Genomic DNA, 15,968 nt, shown 5'->3' on the forward strand with positions numbered 1-15,968 from the left:
GTTGCGGGCCGCTTTCACGTTGGTGCAGAAGGGGTTACGAACGCCGAGGCAACACGGTGTAGCTGAACGAGACGACGAAGTCGATCGCGAGGATCAGCCCCCACGGCGCCAGCACGCCCCACAGCGGTGCGGTGCGATCGAGATCGCCGACCAGCAGCGTGAACAAGCCGAGCACGACGGCCGCCACCGTGTAGGCCAGCAGATGCTTGAACCACTGCGCCCGCTCCCGCGCGGCATGCTCACGTCCCGCCTTCGGCGGCCGCACGGGTGCGGGCCCACCGGCGAACCGATGCGCGAACCGCTGATCGGCCCAGTCGATCAGCTGCGGGCCGAAGGCGATCGACACGCCGATGTAGATCGCGGCCAGCCCGTGGGTGAGCGACGCCTCGCCGCCGCGCCGCAGGTCGATCACCGACGCGACGAGCAACACGACATCTACCAGCGGAACGCTGGCGAGCAAGACGTTGCTCAGCCGCCGCGCCGAGGTCAGGTAGCGGACCGCGAGCCCGAGCAGGAGCACCACCCAGAACCCGACCTCGCAGCCGATGATCAGCGCAATCACTGGAACCTCCCCTTTTTCGCACGATCGAGTTGAATAAAAGATAACACGACTGTGCGAAAATGAGCCATGCCGAAGATTGTGGACCACCGGGCCCGCCGGGTGCAGCTCGCCGAGGCGGTCTGGCGGGTCATTGCCCGCGACGGCGTCGACGAGATCTCCATCCGCTCGGTGGCCGCCGAGGCCGGCTGGTCCTCCGGCGCGTTGCGTCACTACTTCGCGACCCGCGCCGAACTGGTCGCCTTCGCCTGCGAGGAGGTGATCACCCGGGTCACCGCGCGCATCGCCGAGCTGCCGCGCACCGGCTCGGCCCGCGACACGGTCCGCGCCATCCTGCACGAGACGATGCCGCTCGACGAACGCCGAATCACCGAGTCCGCCATCGCCTTTTCCTTCGTCGTCCTCGGCCTGGCCAATCCCCAGCTCGCCGAGGTACAGCGCAAGCACTTCGGCCAGATGTACGGCCTGTGCCGCCGCCTCGTCGCGGACCTATCGGCCAGAAACGCACTGGCCGAACAGCTTTCCGACCACGACCTGGTCGCCCAGCGCCTGCACGCGCTGATCGACGGCCTGAGCCTGCAACGCCTGGCCGGCCACCTCACCTCGCCCGAGGTGATCGCCCGGCTGGACGCGTTCCTGGACGAGATCATCGTGGGATGACCGGCCGAATGTAGTGCGGAACCGCGTTGCCGCACGGTGGGATTGGGTGACGCCCCGGCTTGATGATAGCCATGTGGCATGAATGAGTAGCTATCGCAACAACTTACGGCCATCCTTCGATGAAGGCTGGTAGCGATCTCTTTCAAAACTGTTGCCTCGATATGGAACCGATCGGACGGTTCACGCGTCCAACCAGATAACTAGGAACAGTAGGGGAGGCTCGGCCGTTCGGGATCGGCGGTCGCAGCAGACTACGGAGGGGGATTCGCGAGAGTCGGCCGACGCCACGGCTGACCGACATGGCTTGACGACACCGCACACTGCGGCACCCAGGATCGGGTGCACTTACCAGTGCGCCAATCGAAGTAAGTGGGGGGTTTCCTTGAACACTGCGCAACTGAGCTGGGGCATCGAAACGATGGCCAAGCCGAACGCATTCGTGCATCCGAGTCTGCGCGACTATCTGGATCCGACGAACGGGCCGTGTGGGAGCCTGTTCCCGCCGGGCTTTCAGTTGGAGTTCGCCGACTACGACGAACTCACCGCACGCGGTGACATCGACGGTGCGCCGATCGTGCTACCGGTCAATACGGAGCATCAGGCCGAAAAACTGAGGTCGATCCGGTCGATACATGCGATGGGACTGATCGTCGCGGTCACCAACGATGTGACCGGGCACTCGACTTACTTCGCGATTCGCGCCGGCGCCAACTTCGTGATCAACATCGCGATATCCGGTGAGCGGCAAGCGGAGATCCTGCGCGCGCAACTTCTTGACCATGCACGGCCGGTTGTCGAGAACCAGCGCCCGCCGGTGCGTGGCGTGGCGTTGAACCGTGACTCGAACATCCGGAGGACGGAATCCGCGAGAAGGCCTGATATCAAATCCGCCCCCAGGGATATCCCACGGCCCGGCGCGCAGGACGGCCGAGGTGTGTTGGACGAATTCGACACGCGGCTGTTGCGAATGCTGCGCACGTCGATGACTGTCGCCGAGATCGCGCGGCTCAACTATCTTTCGGAGCGCTCGATGTATCGACGCATCCGGAATCTGTATGACACCCTGGGCGTCGAAAGCCGCGCCGAACTGGTCAAAGCGGAGCATCGAGGCGCTTCGTCCCCGCCACTTGCCATGCTGCGCGGCTGACCGGTGACTATTGGTATGCCTGCGAAGGGATTTCGTGGAATCAGCCGTCGCGACCTCCTTCGGTCTGCCGGAGTCGTTGCTGCCGCGATGATTCCAGTCGCCTGCGGCTCCTCCGCCAACCCTGGGGTGGGTCCCGATCTGACGGGACTCGATGCGACTGTCCGTCCTCAAGATGATTTGTACCGGCATACCAATGGACAGTGGTTGCGGGCGTACAAGCTACCGGACGACCAACCGGTGTGCAGTGCGATGACCGACGCGATGCACCGGGTCGAGCGGCAGCTCAGAGATATCATCGAAGGCATCCGCGAGCCGGTGCCCGCGACGGCGGAACAGCAGATCCGGGACCTGTACGCGGCCTGCTTGGACAACTCGGCTATCGAGCGGCTCGGAATGACTCCGCTTGCCGACCTCTTCGCCGACATCGATGCCGCAGAGACGAAGTCCGAATTGGCACGGGTCATGGGAAGACTGCCGATCCCCGGTTTGATCGCGATTTACGTCGACATCGATAGGAAGGACTCGCGCCGCTACCTTGCTACCCTTGCTCAGTCCGGGCTCGGCATGGACAGCCGATATTACCGAGATCCTGAGTTCAACACCCATCTCGACGCCTATCGCAGGTATCTGGAGCGCGTAGCCGGTGCAAGCGGCCTTGCCGATCCTGCGGGGGTGTCGACGCGGGTGGTCGAACTGGAGCGGCGATTGGCCATGGCCCACTGCGATGCTGTGCAGGACCAGGACGCGGCGGCGACCTACAACCTGCTGAGCTGGTCCGAATTGCGCGGGTTGGCACCAGATTTCGACTTCGATGCCTGGTTGTCCGGGCAGACCACGCAGCCGCTGGAGCTATTCGCGCGCGTCGTCGTGCGTCAGCCCTCGTTCGTGGCCGCCGCCGGAGCGCTCTGGGCCGGCGTCGACCTCGCCCAGTGGCGTGAATACCTCCGCCTGAATGTGATTCAGGGGTTCTCCAGGTTCCTGCCCGAGGCGATCGCCACGGCGAATTTCGACTTCCGGCACCGATTCATGGGTGGTACGGATCGGCCGGACCAGCCGTGGCAGCGCGCCATCGCCACGGTCAACGCAGAGTTGGGGCCGCAGTTGGGAAAGCTGTATGTGGCCAAGCACTTTCCGCCCGCGGCCAAGGACCGGATGCACGATCTGGTCGACGATCTGCTGGTAGCTTACCGTGCACATTTTCGCGAGTCGTCCTGGATGTCGGAGGCCACCCGCACCCGCGCCATTGCCAAACTCGACAAGATCGAGACGCTGATCGGCAGTCCGGACCGATGGCCTGACTATTCGAGTGTGCCGATCACACCGGACAGGTTGATCGAATCGCTCAGGGCGGTCCGCGATTTCACCGCACGACGGCAGTTCGAGCGGCTCTCCACTGCGGTCGACAAGAGCGAATGGACGACGACCCCGCAAACCGTCAACGCCTTCTACACTCCGACATCGAATCAGATCGTCTTCCCCGCGGCCTTCCTGCAACCGCCGTACTTCGACAAGGACGCAGACCCGGCGGCGAACTACGGTGCGATCGGTGCGATCATCGGACACGAGATCGGTCACGGGTTCGACGACCAAGGGTCTGAATACGATGGTGACGGCAACCTGTCCGATTGGTGGGCTCCTGCGGACCGCGCGGCGTTCGACGCGAAGACCAGGCAGCTGGTCGGCCAATACGACGGGCTGGTCCCCGAGGGCTTCGATGCTGCGCACCATGTCGACGGACGGTTGACCGTGAGCGAGAACTTGGCGGATTTGCTGGGTCTGCAGGTCGCAGTCGCCGCCTACCGCCGCGCGGCGCGACGCCGTGGTGAGCCGCCGGAGTTCCGTACCCTATTCCTGTCGTGGGCGAGATGCTGGCGGATGAAACAGACAGACCAGTTCGCCATGGCCGCGCTGGCGGCGAATACCCACGCACCTGCGGAATTCCGTACCAACCAGATCGTGCGCAACATCCCTGAGTTCTACTCGGCCTTCGAGGTCACGCACGGGGATCGGCTGTTCTTGCCCGAGGAACAGCGGCTCGCACTGTGAATCTCTTGATCCGCAACTACAACGATGACAAGGACCTGATCATGCAATCCGATTATGTCGACTACCTGACCTGGGACGAGCAGCACAATGTCGCCTACCTTGCGCTCCGTCCGAACAACTCCGGAACTCGCCGGGTCGCCCGAACTCTGCAGGTGTGCGATGAGGCCGGCAACGAGGTTGTGGCCGCTCTCGATTTCGGTGCGGACGGCGAACTCATGGGCATTGAACTGTTGAACGCGGCCACCCAACTGGGCGCGGCGCTCAAGGCGGCGGCACGCGAGCAGCAGGCGAACACCTGATCCGCGTTTCACCGTGAACCGCAACACGTTAGACGGCTACGTACTCGAGTAGACCGACTGACTCGAGGAGAGAAATGGCCACCACCGCAGCACGTCAGGAGCCTGACGTTCGCCCGAAGCGGGATCAACCGTTCCTGGCGGAGGTCACCGCCGTCGAACTGTCCAGGATGCGCCGGGGTTTCATCGGCTGGTTCGTCGTCCTGGTGCCCTTCGTGATCACGGTTCCGCTGTATCCGATGTCGCTGGCCTCGCCAGAAGGGCAGTCCGGCCATACCTGGACGGTATTCCGTGATGTTGCCCTGGAGGGTTGGGGCGTTCTGATCCCGATGACTGCCGCGCTATTGGCCGCGCTCTCCGTGCGAGCGGATCAGGACGCCTGGCGGCTGCTGTTCTCGTACGCTGTGCCGCGGACCAGATATCTGCTCGGCAAGTATTTCGCCTTGGCCGCGCTGTCGGCCGTTTCGACGACTCTGCTGGCCGTTTTGCTGTGTGGCGGTGCGGCTCTGAGCGGGCGGCTGGGCACCAGCTTCTCGACGATCGTCGGCGCGTGCTTTCTGCCGTGGCTGGCCGGATTGGGCTGCGCCGCAGTGGCTCTGGTCGTCTCGATGAGGTGGGGACTCGGCCCGACCATTGCGGTGGGCGTTATCGGCATGATGAGCGGGATGCTCATTGCGGACAAGAGTTGGTGGATGGCGGTGCCGTTTGCCTGGCCGATGCGCGTCATCTTGCCGTTGGCCGGAATCGGACCCAACGGCGTTCCGCTCCCCGCGGACAGCCCGGTCCGGGACCACGGAGTCATTCTGCCTGCGATAGCGCTGTCGATCGGGCTGGCGGTCGTGGTTCTCGCTCTCGGCTCGTTCCACATCAAGCGCAAGGAGATCTGACCATGCTCTCACTGGAAGTGTCGCAGCTGCACAAGCACTACGGGAAACACCGCGCCCTCGACGGTGTCGAGCTTTCCGTCCACTCGGGTGAGGTCTACGGACTGCTCGGTCCGAACGGTGCGGGCAAGTCCACGGTGATGAAGACGATTCTCGGCTTGCAACGCCCGACCAGCGGAACCATCCGGCTGTTCGACCAGCCGTACGACCGTGCGCAGCTCGTCGATGTCGGCGCGCTGATCGAGACGCCGGGGCTGTGGCCGAAGCTGGATGCGTTGACGCACCTGCGTATTCACGCGAAATTGCGTGGCGTGCCCGAGCAATGGATCGACGAGACATTGGCGGCTGTGCAGCTGACCGACGTCCGCAACCGTAAGGTGCAGGCCTTCTCTCTGGGCATGCGCTGGCGCCTTGGTATCGCCATCGCCTTACTGGCGCGGCCGAGACTGCTGCTGCTCGACGAACCGACGAACGGTCTGGATCCGGTCGGGATCCGGGAGATGCGGGGCATCATTCGATCCCTCGCCGCCAACGGAACGACGGTCTTCATTTCCAGCCACCAATTGTCTGAGATCGCCCAGGTGTGTGACCGTGTCGCTGTTCTGGTCGCGGGCAAGACACGCTACGAGGGCACGCTCGATGGCATCGCGGGCGATGGCGATCTCGAGGAAGGGTTCTTCCGCATCCTCGAATCGAGCGGTTCGCACATCCGCTGAAGCACCACAACGCAGTGCCGGGTGAGAGCGATCCGAACGATGCTGTCGGATCGCTCCGCACTCCCGTTCTGGTTAGCCGTCCCGAAACTGCCGTCGGTCTGCTGCTGCGCGATCAAGAACCCCATGGCCCGCACCGGAATCGGTCGTTCGGACAGCGCCAACCGGGCGCATCCGCGCAGCAGGGTGGCGAGTGCGTCGAGATCGTAGCGACGAATCGCCAATACCAGCAGGGAATCGAGCACGACAGCCCATTCCGTGATGAGTGCACCGGATGCGTCGATGGAATCGAGGTCGCGCCAGCGCACCGGATCGGGGCACAGCAGGCCGGTAGCTGTCAGCAGCCGTGTATTCGGCTCTTGCGCTGCGGATTCTGGGTCTCCGTCAAGGCAGTCGGGTGTGGCGTTGGCCGCCAGCCACGCCTGGGCCGCAGCGAGCGATCGGATCGCCGCCCTGCGGAACGAATCAGGGTATTCGAGCATGGTGCCGCTCGCGTTCTGCCACGGCCATCGCCGCGACCATCGTGGTGTGGTGACAAGTGCCGAACGCGTAGGCCTCGGCGACCTCGGCGCGCAGCCCCGACCATCGGACCGGGTCGAACAACGGACCAGGCACCGCGCCCTCGGACAGTCTGTGCCGGGTCAGGGAGTCCCATCCGTGCGCGGTGATCGTGCAGTCACCGGGACGCACCGCATGCAGAGACAACAGCAGCTCGCCGGCCAGATCCATGTCCCCTAGCGCGAGATAGGTTCCGAGCAGGGTCCGCATCGTGTCGATGAGCTCCGGGTCGATGTGCATCGACCTGGCAGCGAAATCCGTTGCGTAGAAGACGACATGGGTCAGCGCATAGACCTCGTCGTCGCGTAGGTAGAGCGGATCGGGTCCGGCGGTGACGATGGTCCGCGAGACCAGATCCGCTGTCGACGACAACGAGTTCGGGAACTGACCGAGCTCGAGTACATACCGCAACTCCAGCAGGCTGAGCGGTGTGCGCCAAGTGCCGTTCCATCCGCCACAGCCGGTCGTGAGAACGGCCCGCACCCGCTCGGCGGCAGTCGGTACCGGCTGGCCGAGGTCGGCGAGCAGTGCGACCAAATAGGCACGGTACGGGAACTTTTCGTCTCCGCGGCCCAACACGGCATGGAAGGATTCGGCGGAAACCAAGGTATAGGCGAGTTCGATCGCGCTATCGACGAGCGGATGGTCGTGTCGTCTCCCGCGGCGCAGAATCCGGCACAGCACAAGCAGTTCGAGCACGGTGCCCTCGCGAAATTGCCGGGGTGGCAGGAACCGATCCCAGTGCGCTGGGTCGAACCAGCGGAGATTGGCGGCGAGCCAGTCCAGTGCTGTATCGAGAAGCGGTGTTGTCGCGGTAGTCTCGATCCGAACCTGCGGCGGCCACACGGGGAAGCCATCTACCTGGCCGCGCAGTTCCACCGGCGGATGTGTGTCGTTCACCCTCACCGTCCGATCTTGATGCGGATGCCGATCGCGAAGAGCAGCGCCAAGGACACCAGCACCAGCACGTCGACCGCGACCGGAACCAAGGCTTGTTCCGTGCCGACCAACACCTGTCGGCCCGCATCGACCAGATAGGTCAGCGGGTTGACCCGGATCACGGCCGACAGCCAGCTCGGCACGCCCGTAGGCTGAAATACCGACCCGGACAGGAAAAGCATTGGCAGCATGGCCATTTGCACACTGGCCTGTAGCGTCTGGATTTGCCGCAGCGTGGTGGCCAAGAACAGCCCGAACAGACTGAACACGGCGGATCCGAACAGGTAGATCACGGCCGCGATCGCGATCTGCGCGAAGGTCGGCGACAGCCCGAAGATCGGGGCACACATCAAGAGCAGCAGGCTCTGCACCCCGACGACGATCCCGGTGCTGACAACTTTCCCCATCGGCAGGCACATGCGCGGCACCGGGGCGACGGTCATTTCGCGCAGGACGCCGAATTCACGGTCCCAGGCGTAGGACAATCCGGTGGCGACTCCGACCGTCGCCACCTGAATGGCGATGATCCCCGGCAGGATGTAGGCACTGAACGACACCTGGCCCACGGAGCCGACCATCGCATCGAAGCCGACGGCATAAATAGCGATGAAGAACAGCAACTGGGCCGCGTTGCTGATCAGCAGACCGGGACGACGAATTTGGCGCTGCAGGTCCCGGTTCGCGATCACCCAGACGGCGCGTGCGCCGCTGATCATCGAGCGCTCCGGCACGTAGCCCATCGGCTCCGCCACATCCGATGCGGTCACGAGATGTCCCTTCCTGTGTGCATGGTCGCGGCCGCATAGACATCGTCCATCGACGGGTTGTGCACGGTAACGCTCAGGACTGGCAGGTCGAGAACGCGCACGATGTCGGCCACCCGCCGATCAGGTTCAGCGCAACGAATTTCCAGTTCGGTGAATCCGGTGATCACCTCGAAACCCGCCGTACGCAGCTGCGCGGCGGCCACCGCGTCGTCGTAGGTCCGCAGCCGCACGCACGAGGCATGCAATTCGTCCTTCAGATCTACCGGCGAACCCGATCGGCCGATCCGGCCGCCGGACATGATCACGATCTCGTCGGCATATTCGGCCTCGTCCAGGTAGTGCGTGGAATAGAGAGTGGTGACGCCGAGTTCGTCGCGCATGCGACGCAGATCGCGCCAGACCACGCGACGGGATTGTGGGTCGAGACCTGTCGTCGGCTCGTCGAGGATGAGTAGCCCCGGCCGATGCAATAGGGCGCGGACCAGCTCCACGCGTCGCGCGGTCCCGCCGGAGAGCCGCTCGATCGCGGTCCGTCGTTGGTCGGTCAGGTCGAGCATGGCCAGCAGCCGATCGATCTGGTTGGCGGCATCGGTGCGGCGCATGCCGAAAAGCCGTGCGTGGAACCAGAGGTTCTGCTCGACGGTCAACTCCTTGTCCAGCGTCCGTTCCTGGAACACCAGACCGAGGTGGGCGCGGGCACGCATCGGTGCCGTTCGCACATCGCTGCCGAAGATGCGGACGGTTCCGGATTCGGGTTTGGCCGCGGTGGAGAGCACTGAGAGCAGACTCGACTTACCCGCACCGTTCGGGCCGAGCAGTGCGGTCAGCCGGCCGGGGACCGAGCTGAGTGAAACCGAGTCGACGGCAAGGGTGCCGCCGTAGCGCACGACGATATCGGCGAGCTCGAAAGCGTTGTGGGACATGAGTGCGACCTTTCTCAGCTCAGGGCGAGGACGCGATCCCACGGATGCCGCGACATGTCGGGAGCGGCGCCCAGCAGGCCGGACGGGATCACCGACAGCAGCGCGCAGGCAACACCCGCCGCGCCCTCGAGCAGTCCGGCGACGTCGAGCAGCTTGAATTCGGTCGGCCCTGGCGCCGACCGGGGATACCGCATCGGATGACGAAAGACGAAGGGAGCGTCCGGATCTGCCATACCCAGGATGGTGTCGGCGAGCCGGGACTTCGCCGCGAGCAAGTCCTCGTCCTGCTCGGCGGTGCCGATTCGATGGACCACCTGGAGCAAGCCGGCGTAGCCATGGCATACGGCCGGCCCGGTGAGGGTCCATTCGGATTCGTCTCGGGCAAGGGCATCATGCAGTGCACGGATCGCATGCGTCCGCCATTCGGGGACGTCGAGGGTTCGGCCCGCGTGGTGGATCGCGGCCGCGACTCCCGGCGCGCCGTAGCACCACGCAGTCCGCGCGTACAGGTTTCCCGTTGGGGTGATTGCGATTTCGTCGTCGAAGCCGACTCGGCACGGCCAAAACGTGCCCTGGTCGTCGGTGCGGATCCATCGAATCAGCCACTCCACCATGCGGGTCAGCGCCGCACGCTGTCCCGGCACCTCGTGCCCACGGCGCAGGGCCAGCGACAGCACGGTCGCCGGACCGGGAATCCCGTGTGCTAGACCGAGATTGAAGTCGCCGCGGGGATAGTCCAGACGATCTTGTTCGACCGCTTGCAGCTCCGCGGGAACCCACCAGCCGGGCACCAGGTGCCCATCGACGGTGATCGGCTCGCTGATGGCAACCAGATGCTGCAGTGTTTCCCGCAGCGCGCGCTCGACCTGTGCGTCGTTCTCGACGGGATCCTCGATGGAATCGAGCAATAGCCTTGCCGTGCCGGACAATCCGTTGACGATGTCGTAGGACTCCCACGAGACGCCCGGCTCGCGGCGAGCCCGGAACCCACCCAGCCTGCTCAGCTGATCGTCGGCAACCCAGGCGGCCAGTTTGCGCCGTAGACCGGGATAGTGGCCCTCGCAGTTCTGCGTGGCGGCCAGCAGCGACGCGGGTCCCGCGTACAGTCCTCGGCTCGGCTCACTGGACATCGCCGCGCCCGCTGCTTGCACATGCTGGTGCGTGAAACTCGACCAGGCGGAACTCGTCCTGGCCAACTCCGCATAGAACGTCGCGATGCCGGGCAGGCCGTTCGACAGGGTCATCGGCCCCCACATCCCCGCGTCATAGATGGGGTCGCGATTGTCCCGATGCCCCGCGATGTCCGCGATCGCAGCGGGATCGGCGAGTCGTTCGGCGACGAGGGTGACGGCTTCGGCCGCTCGGTCGGCCACCGAGATCTGTTGCTGCTTTGTGGCGTTGGTCATCGCGCGTGCTTTCTCCTGTTGAAGTTGTCTTGCACCGCACCGCGCGCGATGGCAACGGCCGACCGCTCCCGGTCGCTGTCCCCACCGAAGAGCCGATTGCAGGTCATATGCATGAGGCTGCCGATCAGCCGCTGATGTCTGGTGCGTGTGCTCGTCAATGCCGAGCGCAGCTCGCGGACGGCCGCGTCACGTGCCTGGAGCGCATCGATGGCCGCCGCACCGTGCCGATCGGCGCGCAGCACCGGCCACTGGCCGTATGGATCGATGAGCCCGCGCCAGCGCTGCGCGGCAACCCGATACGCGTCCGGCAGATCGTTGCGCGACCCCGTCATCGACAGCCATGCCATCGCCGCGTCATCGCCCCATCGGTCGCCGTGCGTGGCACTCGGTTCGGGCCGGCCGAAGGCTGCGGCCAGTGCGGCGACCGAGGCGGCCGCGAAGGTGTCGAGCGAGTGCTCGCACGAAGGATCCTCGACCAGATTCAGGAATCGGATCGCGGCCAGGCTGTCGGCCTCGAACACCCGCTCCGCCGCAGCCATCGCCGCCTCGCCGCCGTATCGCTCGACCTCGGCGTCGTACTGGTTTACCCGATGGGTTCGAATCAGTCCGCTGTGCTGCAGGCTGTCGAGTTTCCGGCCGATTGCCTGCGCGGCGCCTCCCCAGAGGTCGTGCGGCTCGCCGTGGAACCGAACGCGAAGGTGGGCCCCGTTCGGGTCGGTGTATCGGATGAAAAACCAACGGTCGCAACCGTGTGCGTGGGCCTGCTCGGCCAGCTCGGGTAGCTGGGTTCGGATGAAGTCGCTCTGCGACGAAGTCGGCAGATATAGCTCGAGGAAGAGCCAGTCGCTGCCGAGTCCGGCCGGCGTCCGTTCCGTCTCGGTGTAACCGCCGTGCGCCGTGCGTGGAGGCCGCGTGTCGCGGCGCGACAGCGGGACGACGATCTCCATTGCGTGTCCGTCGATGCCGTCATAGTTGTTTTCGTCGCCGGGCACTTCGTGCGCGACGATCGCCGGATCCTTGCGCAGCTCGTCGCACAGCAGCTCGAGATGCGCCGGATCGGTGAGGTCGAACAGCAGCCGCTGATCCATCTGCACGGCCAGGATTCGCTTCGGCACTCGCCATTCGCGGCGCCACCGCCGCACTGCCGCGCCGAAGTCTCGCTCGGGAACTCCGGTGAGCACGTCCATCCGCCACACCGCGGGCGCGAGCACAATCCGGCCGTGCCGGACGCGCGGTACGAACGGCAGCTCCGCCAGACCGGCCCAGGTCCACGGCTCCCACAGTCGCTGCCCCTCCAGGCTGATCTCCCACAGCAGCCGGGAGACGTTGGGCGCCTGGGTCATCGGACTGATCATGTTGTCCAATACCGGGACGATCTCGCGGCCGGTCGGCAGATGTACCGCACACATCCGCTCCGTCGTCGCGCCGATGGCGACGTCGGCGAGCGCGAGCTCATCGATCCCCGTGGCATCGGACAGGCCGACGCTGATCCGTTTGCCGCTGTGCGCCATGGTGTTGGTGAGGTTCGCGGCCTTGCCGGATCGTGGCATGAAACTCAGGTCGACGCGCATCGCGTCGGTGATGTGCACGGGGACGGCACGAGATTCCGCGGCGGCGGTGGCGCGGATGTCGGGTGCGAGCAGATCGGCGAAGCGGGCCAGCGTCGCCCCGGCTTGATGCGACCCAGGACTCGGCGCGAGCACGATGCGAAAGTCCCCGGCGGACAACGCGTCCAGTGAGGGCGCGATGACGTGAAAGGTGATCTCGCATGAGTTAGGCACATCGACGGCGGGTGTTTCGTCGGTGATCAGTTCATCGATCATGGCGTCGGTCAATTCGACCTCGACGGCGCCGTCGCGCAGCGCGTTGCCGATCAGCCGGTGCAGCAGGCGAATACGAGCAGGATCGCGGGAAATCGTCTGATCCGGCGCCGCCTCGTCACCGGTCGGCCAGCTGTATCCGGCCGGCGCGCCCAATCCGCGTGCGGGGTCGAGCAATTCGCGAATCCCGACCAGCCGATCGCTGCCGTAGCGTTCGAGGAACTTCTCGTGATAGTCGCGTAGCGCGACGAGGCCGAGCTTGTTCGCCGACATCCGCCACATCAACTCGGCGGCGCGCTCGATGTCGGCGCGCACCTCGTTGGGCAGCTTGATATCGATGTCCAGCGCGGTGTCGATGTGCAGCGGTGTTTCGTAGTCGTAGAGCCGGTTCGCGATCTCGGCGGTCGAGACCAGCTGAGCGGTACCGGGACCGAGCGGCGATTGATCGCCGGTCTTCCTGAGGTCATCGATCTCGCGTAGCGCTCGCAGTGCCGCGCTGATCGGCTCGGCGGGCTGGTCGACCGCGGCGAGAACGTCGATCACATGGCACAGCGGGTCGCTGCCATCCAGCGGCGGGCGCAGATCGGTGAGCAGGAACTCCTGCTCCACCAACCGGCCAATCAATTGCGCGGCGCGCTGTGGCGGCGCACCGAAACGCGCCGCGGTCGCTGCCGTGAGTTCGTCGACGGGGATGGTTCGTCCGGCCGCGCGCAGGACCATGTCGACTACGGGCGAATTCCGCACCGAGACGACCGCCCTGGTCGCACCGTTCAAGGGCGCGCCGAGCGGGGATGGGCAGTCGAGGACAACGCGGTCACCGCGGTGGGTCAACGCGGGGTGGGCGCGAACCCGCAGGCTCGGCAGCAACTCCGGGATGGCCTGCAACTCGTGGACGACGCCGAGCAGCCACTGCATATCGGCGTGGGTCCTGGTGCGGTGGCCGGTTCCGCGATCGAGCTTCGCCGACGAGTCGAAGCGCCCGCCCGCGACACCGGAGAAGACGCCGAACGGCGTCGGCCGGGTGCGCCGTCTGATGTCGTAACGCAGCACGGCCAGCGCGGCGCGGCGCAGCTGGGCTGCTTTGATCCCCTCCAGCTCACCACGGCGCACCCGATCGAGCAAGCCACCGAGGCTTGGCGTGGCCAGCGTGATCGCGGCCCGCAGCGTCGCGTCTGCCGCACCGGCCCGTACGACGTCGAGATGGCTACCCCTGGTCGGCACACCACGGTCACCGACCGCCAGCGGGGCCCGGAGCAGAAAGACATCCCAGGCCCGAAAAATCGAATCCGACACCAGCCCAATTCCTTTGCAATGTTCGACAGCGTGGCGCCCGGGCTGGGCACTGCCACCCAGCCCGGACATCCGACTCAACAGCAGTGGCTGCAGCCACTTCCGCCGCCCGAGCTGGTGCAGCCGGGGGTGCAGTAGGACCAGCTGGTAACGGCCGCATTGCCCTGGATGTTGCCGACACCCACCTGGATGTCGAGATCGAACAGGTCGACAGTCTCGACTGTCTGCACCGGTTCCATGGTCGCCGTACTCACGGTGTTCTCCTTCGGATGCTGTGCACGGCCGATCTGACGACTCGGCCGAGGGAGGCCCAGTGTTTGTTCCCCCGGGTATCGAGACAAGCAGCGCGGACCCGCTCGGACAACGACGTGACCGGTATCTGGCAGCCCATGGGAGGCTGCCAAGGTGCGCTGATCAACGCGCGGAGGAAGGTTTTTGCCATCCGGGTTGAACCGTTCGGCGCGCACACGCTACACACGACTGTGTGGACACGGACGAAGCACTGCTGGCCGCGGTGGCCAGGGGGGATCAGGCATGCTTGCGTGCGCTCTACGACAGGCATGCACCTGCGATGTTGCGGGTGGTGCGCCGGATGACGGCGCAGAGCGGGGTGGCGGAGGAGATCCTGCAGGAGACCTGGCTCGCCGTCTGGCGTTCGGCGGACAGTTTCCGTGGTGAGTCGTCCGCCCGCGGCTGGCTGTTCGGCGTCGCCAAACGCCAGGCGCACAACTATCTGCGCAAGTCCGTGCTCGTCACGGTCGACATCGACGAGACGGCGGAGATGTCCGATCAAGCGGGCACCGTCGAGGACATCGTCCTCGCCAACGCTGCCCGCACCGAGCTGGCCGTCAGCATCCGTGACCTGCCCGAACACCTGCGCGAGGTGCTGCTGCTCGTGCTGGTCGACGATATGTCCTACCCGGACGTCGCGGCGATTCTCGGCATCCCGGTCGGCACGGTGAAGAGCCGAATGTCGCACGCACGCAGGCGACTTGCGTTGGCGTTGGCCGGAACAACCGCCGACCTGTCCACCCGATACGGAGGCGAGAGATGAGCACCCCGAATTCCTTCGGTCCGCACCTGTCGGACGACCAACTGGTCGACGCGCGCGACGACTCCGCTAGAGCGCACCTGAACGGCTGCGCCCAGTGCCGGGCACGGGCCGAGGGTTGGCAGAACGTGGCAGTCGCCGCGCGGCAGGTTTCCGCCGAATTGGTGGGCGCCATCCGCACGCCCTCGTTCGACAGCTTGCTCGGCGATGCCGTCGGCATGCCGTGGGCCGCCCCGGCCGAAGTGGCGCGGCCGGGGTGGCGCGGTTCACTGCTGCTCGCCGCGGCGCTGGCGCGTACCCAGGCGCGGCTGCTGCCGCGTGCGTTGGTCCCGCTGACCGTGCTCGGCTTCGCGTGCTGCTTGGTCCTTGCTGTGCTCACGAAGCAAAGTGATACTGCTCCAACGGTCTTCGGGCTTGCCGTCACCCTCATGTTCCAGCTCGGAACGTTGGCCGTCTGCTTGCCGCGGACCGACCCGAGGCTCGAGTTGTTCAGTACGTTGCCCACTGCGCCCGCCGTGGTGTTCGCGTGCAGGCTGCTGGTCGTCCTCGTCGTCGATACCGCGCTCGCGCTGCTCGCATCGATGCTGGCGAGTGAGCTGGGTGCGACGGCGGACTTCCCCGCCATGGTCGCGGGGTGGCTCGGGCCAGCCATGCTTGCCTCTGCGTTCGGCGTCGTGTGTGCCGTCTGGCGGTCCCCACCGGTCGGGGCGATCGCGGGTGCCGTCGTGTGGTTGCTCGGTGCCGCAGCGTCCTCGGATACCGGTCCGGCGCACCGCATCGGTGCGCTGATCGAACCCTTGTGGTCGACCTCTGCGGCCACGTTGGCGCTTGCCGCATTGCTGCTTGTCGTCGCGGCGATCGGGATGAGCAGGCCTCGATACAGTGTCGTGGCCGGATGAACCGATCGGC

The 15,968-nt window shown here is 65.7% G+C and carries 16 protein-coding genes; 8 read left to right on the top strand and 8 right to left on the bottom strand.

Going from position 1 to position 15,968, the window contains the following annotated elements; all coding sequences use genetic code 11:
- Window positions 1-34: 34 nt before the first annotated feature.
- Window positions 35-562: a hypothetical protein gene (locus ACFQ9K_RS44730; RefSeq protein WP_378721645.1), complete on the bottom strand. Its 528-nt coding sequence runs from the start codon at window positions 560-562 to the stop codon at window positions 35-37.
- 66 nt (window positions 563-628) lie between these two features.
- Between ACFQ9K_RS44730 and ACFQ9K_RS44735 the strand changes: the two genes are divergently transcribed.
- The 6 genes from ACFQ9K_RS44735 to ACFQ9K_RS44760 all read left to right on the top strand — a co-directional run bounded on the left by ACFQ9K_RS44735 (window position 629) and on the right by ACFQ9K_RS44760 (window position 6,308).
- Complete coding sequence (locus tag ACFQ9K_RS44735; protein ID WP_378721644.1) at window positions 629-1,219, top strand: TetR/AcrR family transcriptional regulator; 591 nt, start codon at window positions 629-631, stop codon at window positions 1,217-1,219.
- Window positions 1,220-1,601: 382 nt separating this feature from the next.
- The gene (locus tag ACFQ9K_RS44740) at window positions 1,602-2,366 is read left to right on the top strand and encodes a hypothetical protein (RefSeq protein WP_378721643.1); all 765 of its coding nucleotides are present in this window, start codon (window positions 1,602-1,604) and stop codon (window positions 2,364-2,366) included.
- A gap of 15 nt (window positions 2,367-2,381) precedes the next feature.
- Window positions 2,382-4,412 carry a M13 family metallopeptidase gene (locus ACFQ9K_RS44745; RefSeq protein WP_378721641.1) on the top strand — a complete coding sequence of 677 codons (2,031 nt, stop codon included), beginning with the start codon at window positions 2,382-2,384 and terminating at the stop codon, window positions 4,410-4,412.
- Window positions 4,413-4,417: 5 nt separating this feature from the next.
- Entirely contained in the window at window positions 4,418-4,711 is a 294-nt protein-coding gene (locus tag ACFQ9K_RS44750; protein ID WP_378984561.1) for a DUF2283 domain-containing protein, read from the top strand.
- Between the two features lie 74 nt (window positions 4,712-4,785).
- Window positions 4,786-5,595, top strand: a complete 810-nt coding sequence (locus ACFQ9K_RS44755) for an ABC transporter permease (RefSeq protein WP_378721638.1) — start codon at window positions 4,786-4,788, stop codon at window positions 5,593-5,595.
- A 2-nt stretch (window positions 5,596-5,597) separates the two neighbouring features.
- Window positions 5,598-6,308: an ABC transporter ATP-binding protein gene (locus tag ACFQ9K_RS44760; RefSeq protein ID WP_378721636.1), complete on the top strand. Its 711-nt coding sequence runs from the start codon at window positions 5,598-5,600 to the stop codon at window positions 6,306-6,308.
- On the opposite strand, the gene ACFQ9K_RS44765 is transcribed toward ACFQ9K_RS44760, so the two are convergent.
- From ACFQ9K_RS44765 to ACFQ9K_RS44795, 7 genes are all read right to left on the bottom strand, one after another.
- On the bottom strand, window positions 6,215-6,787 hold the full coding sequence (locus tag ACFQ9K_RS44765) for a hypothetical protein (RefSeq protein ID WP_378721634.1): 573 nt from the start codon (window positions 6,785-6,787) through the stop codon (window positions 6,215-6,217). The genes ACFQ9K_RS44760 and ACFQ9K_RS44765 overlap by 94 nt on opposite strands.
- Window positions 6,771-7,763, bottom strand: a complete 993-nt coding sequence (locus ACFQ9K_RS44770; protein WP_378721633.1) for a DUF6895 family protein — start codon at window positions 7,761-7,763, stop codon at window positions 6,771-6,773. Before ACFQ9K_RS44770 ends, ACFQ9K_RS44765 begins: the two co-directional genes overlap by 17 nt.
- Before the next feature lie 2 nt (window positions 7,764-7,765).
- On the bottom strand, window positions 7,766-8,569 hold the full coding sequence (locus tag ACFQ9K_RS44775; RefSeq protein WP_378721632.1) for an ABC transporter permease: 804 nt from the start codon (window positions 8,567-8,569) through the stop codon (window positions 7,766-7,768).
- Window positions 8,566-9,492, bottom strand: a complete 927-nt coding sequence (locus ACFQ9K_RS44780; protein ID WP_378721631.1) for an ABC transporter ATP-binding protein — start codon at window positions 9,490-9,492, stop codon at window positions 8,566-8,568. The genes ACFQ9K_RS44775 and ACFQ9K_RS44780 overlap by 4 nt, the downstream gene beginning before the upstream one ends.
- Window positions 9,493-9,506: 14 nt before the next feature.
- Window positions 9,507-10,898: a lanthionine synthetase C family protein gene (locus ACFQ9K_RS44785; RefSeq protein ID WP_378721630.1), complete on the bottom strand. Its 1,392-nt coding sequence runs from the start codon at window positions 10,896-10,898 to the stop codon at window positions 9,507-9,509.
- Window positions 10,895-14,011, bottom strand: a complete 3,117-nt coding sequence (locus ACFQ9K_RS44790) for a lantibiotic dehydratase (protein WP_378721629.1) — start codon at window positions 14,009-14,011, stop codon at window positions 10,895-10,897. Before ACFQ9K_RS44790 ends, ACFQ9K_RS44785 begins: the two co-directional genes overlap by 4 nt.
- Before the next feature lie 74 nt (window positions 14,012-14,085).
- Window positions 14,086-14,262, bottom strand: coding sequence for a gallidermin/nisin family lantibiotic (locus ACFQ9K_RS44795; protein WP_223885304.1), 177 nt, complete (start codon window positions 14,260-14,262; stop codon window positions 14,086-14,088).
- Between the two features lie 230 nt (window positions 14,263-14,492).
- Between ACFQ9K_RS44795 and ACFQ9K_RS44800 the strand changes: the two genes are divergently transcribed.
- Window positions 14,493-15,062, top strand: a complete 570-nt coding sequence (locus ACFQ9K_RS44800; RefSeq protein WP_378721627.1) for an RNA polymerase sigma factor — start codon at window positions 14,493-14,495, stop codon at window positions 15,060-15,062.
- Window positions 15,059-15,958 carry a hypothetical protein gene (locus ACFQ9K_RS44805; RefSeq protein WP_378721626.1) on the top strand — a complete coding sequence of 300 codons (900 nt, stop codon included), beginning with the start codon at window positions 15,059-15,061 and terminating at the stop codon, window positions 15,956-15,958. The genes ACFQ9K_RS44800 and ACFQ9K_RS44805 overlap by 4 nt, the downstream gene beginning before the upstream one ends.
- Window positions 15,959-15,968: the final 10 nt, after the last annotated feature.

Origin of the sequence: Nocardia sp. NPDC056564 (genome assembly GCF_042793755.1) — a bacterium.
Lineage (GTDB): Bacteria > Actinomycetota > Actinomycetes > Mycobacteriales > Mycobacteriaceae > Nocardia.

What these genes read in the sequence shown, in the direction of transcription:
- ACFQ9K_RS44735 (WP_378721644.1), top strand. Translation starts at nt 629, where the DNA reads ATGCCGAAGATTGTGGACCACCGGGCCCGCCGGGTGCAGCTCGCCGAG.
- ACFQ9K_RS44745 (WP_378721641.1), top strand. Translation starts at nt 2,382, where the DNA reads ATGCCTGCGAAGGGATTTCGTGGAATCAGCCGTCGCGACCTCCTTCGG.
- ACFQ9K_RS44755 (WP_378721638.1), top strand. Translation starts at nt 4,786, where the DNA reads ATGGCCACCACCGCAGCACGTCAGGAGCCTGACGTTCGCCCGAAGCGG.
- ACFQ9K_RS44760 (WP_378721636.1), top strand. Translation starts at nt 5,598, where the DNA reads ATGCTCTCACTGGAAGTGTCGCAGCTGCACAAGCACTACGGGAAACAC.
- ACFQ9K_RS44765 (WP_378721634.1), bottom strand. Translation starts at nt 6,787, where the DNA reads ATGCTCGAATACCCTGATTCGTTCCGCAGGGCGGCGATCCGATCGCTC.
- ACFQ9K_RS44780 (WP_378721631.1), bottom strand. Translation starts at nt 9,492, where the DNA reads ATGTCCCACAACGCTTTCGAGCTCGCCGATATCGTCGTGCGCTACGGC.
- ACFQ9K_RS44785 (WP_378721630.1), bottom strand. Translation starts at nt 10,898, where the DNA reads ATGACCAACGCCACAAAGCAGCAACAGATCTCGGTGGCCGACCGAGCG.
- ACFQ9K_RS44805 (WP_378721626.1), top strand. Translation starts at nt 15,059, where the DNA reads ATGAGCACCCCGAATTCCTTCGGTCCGCACCTGTCGGACGACCAACTG.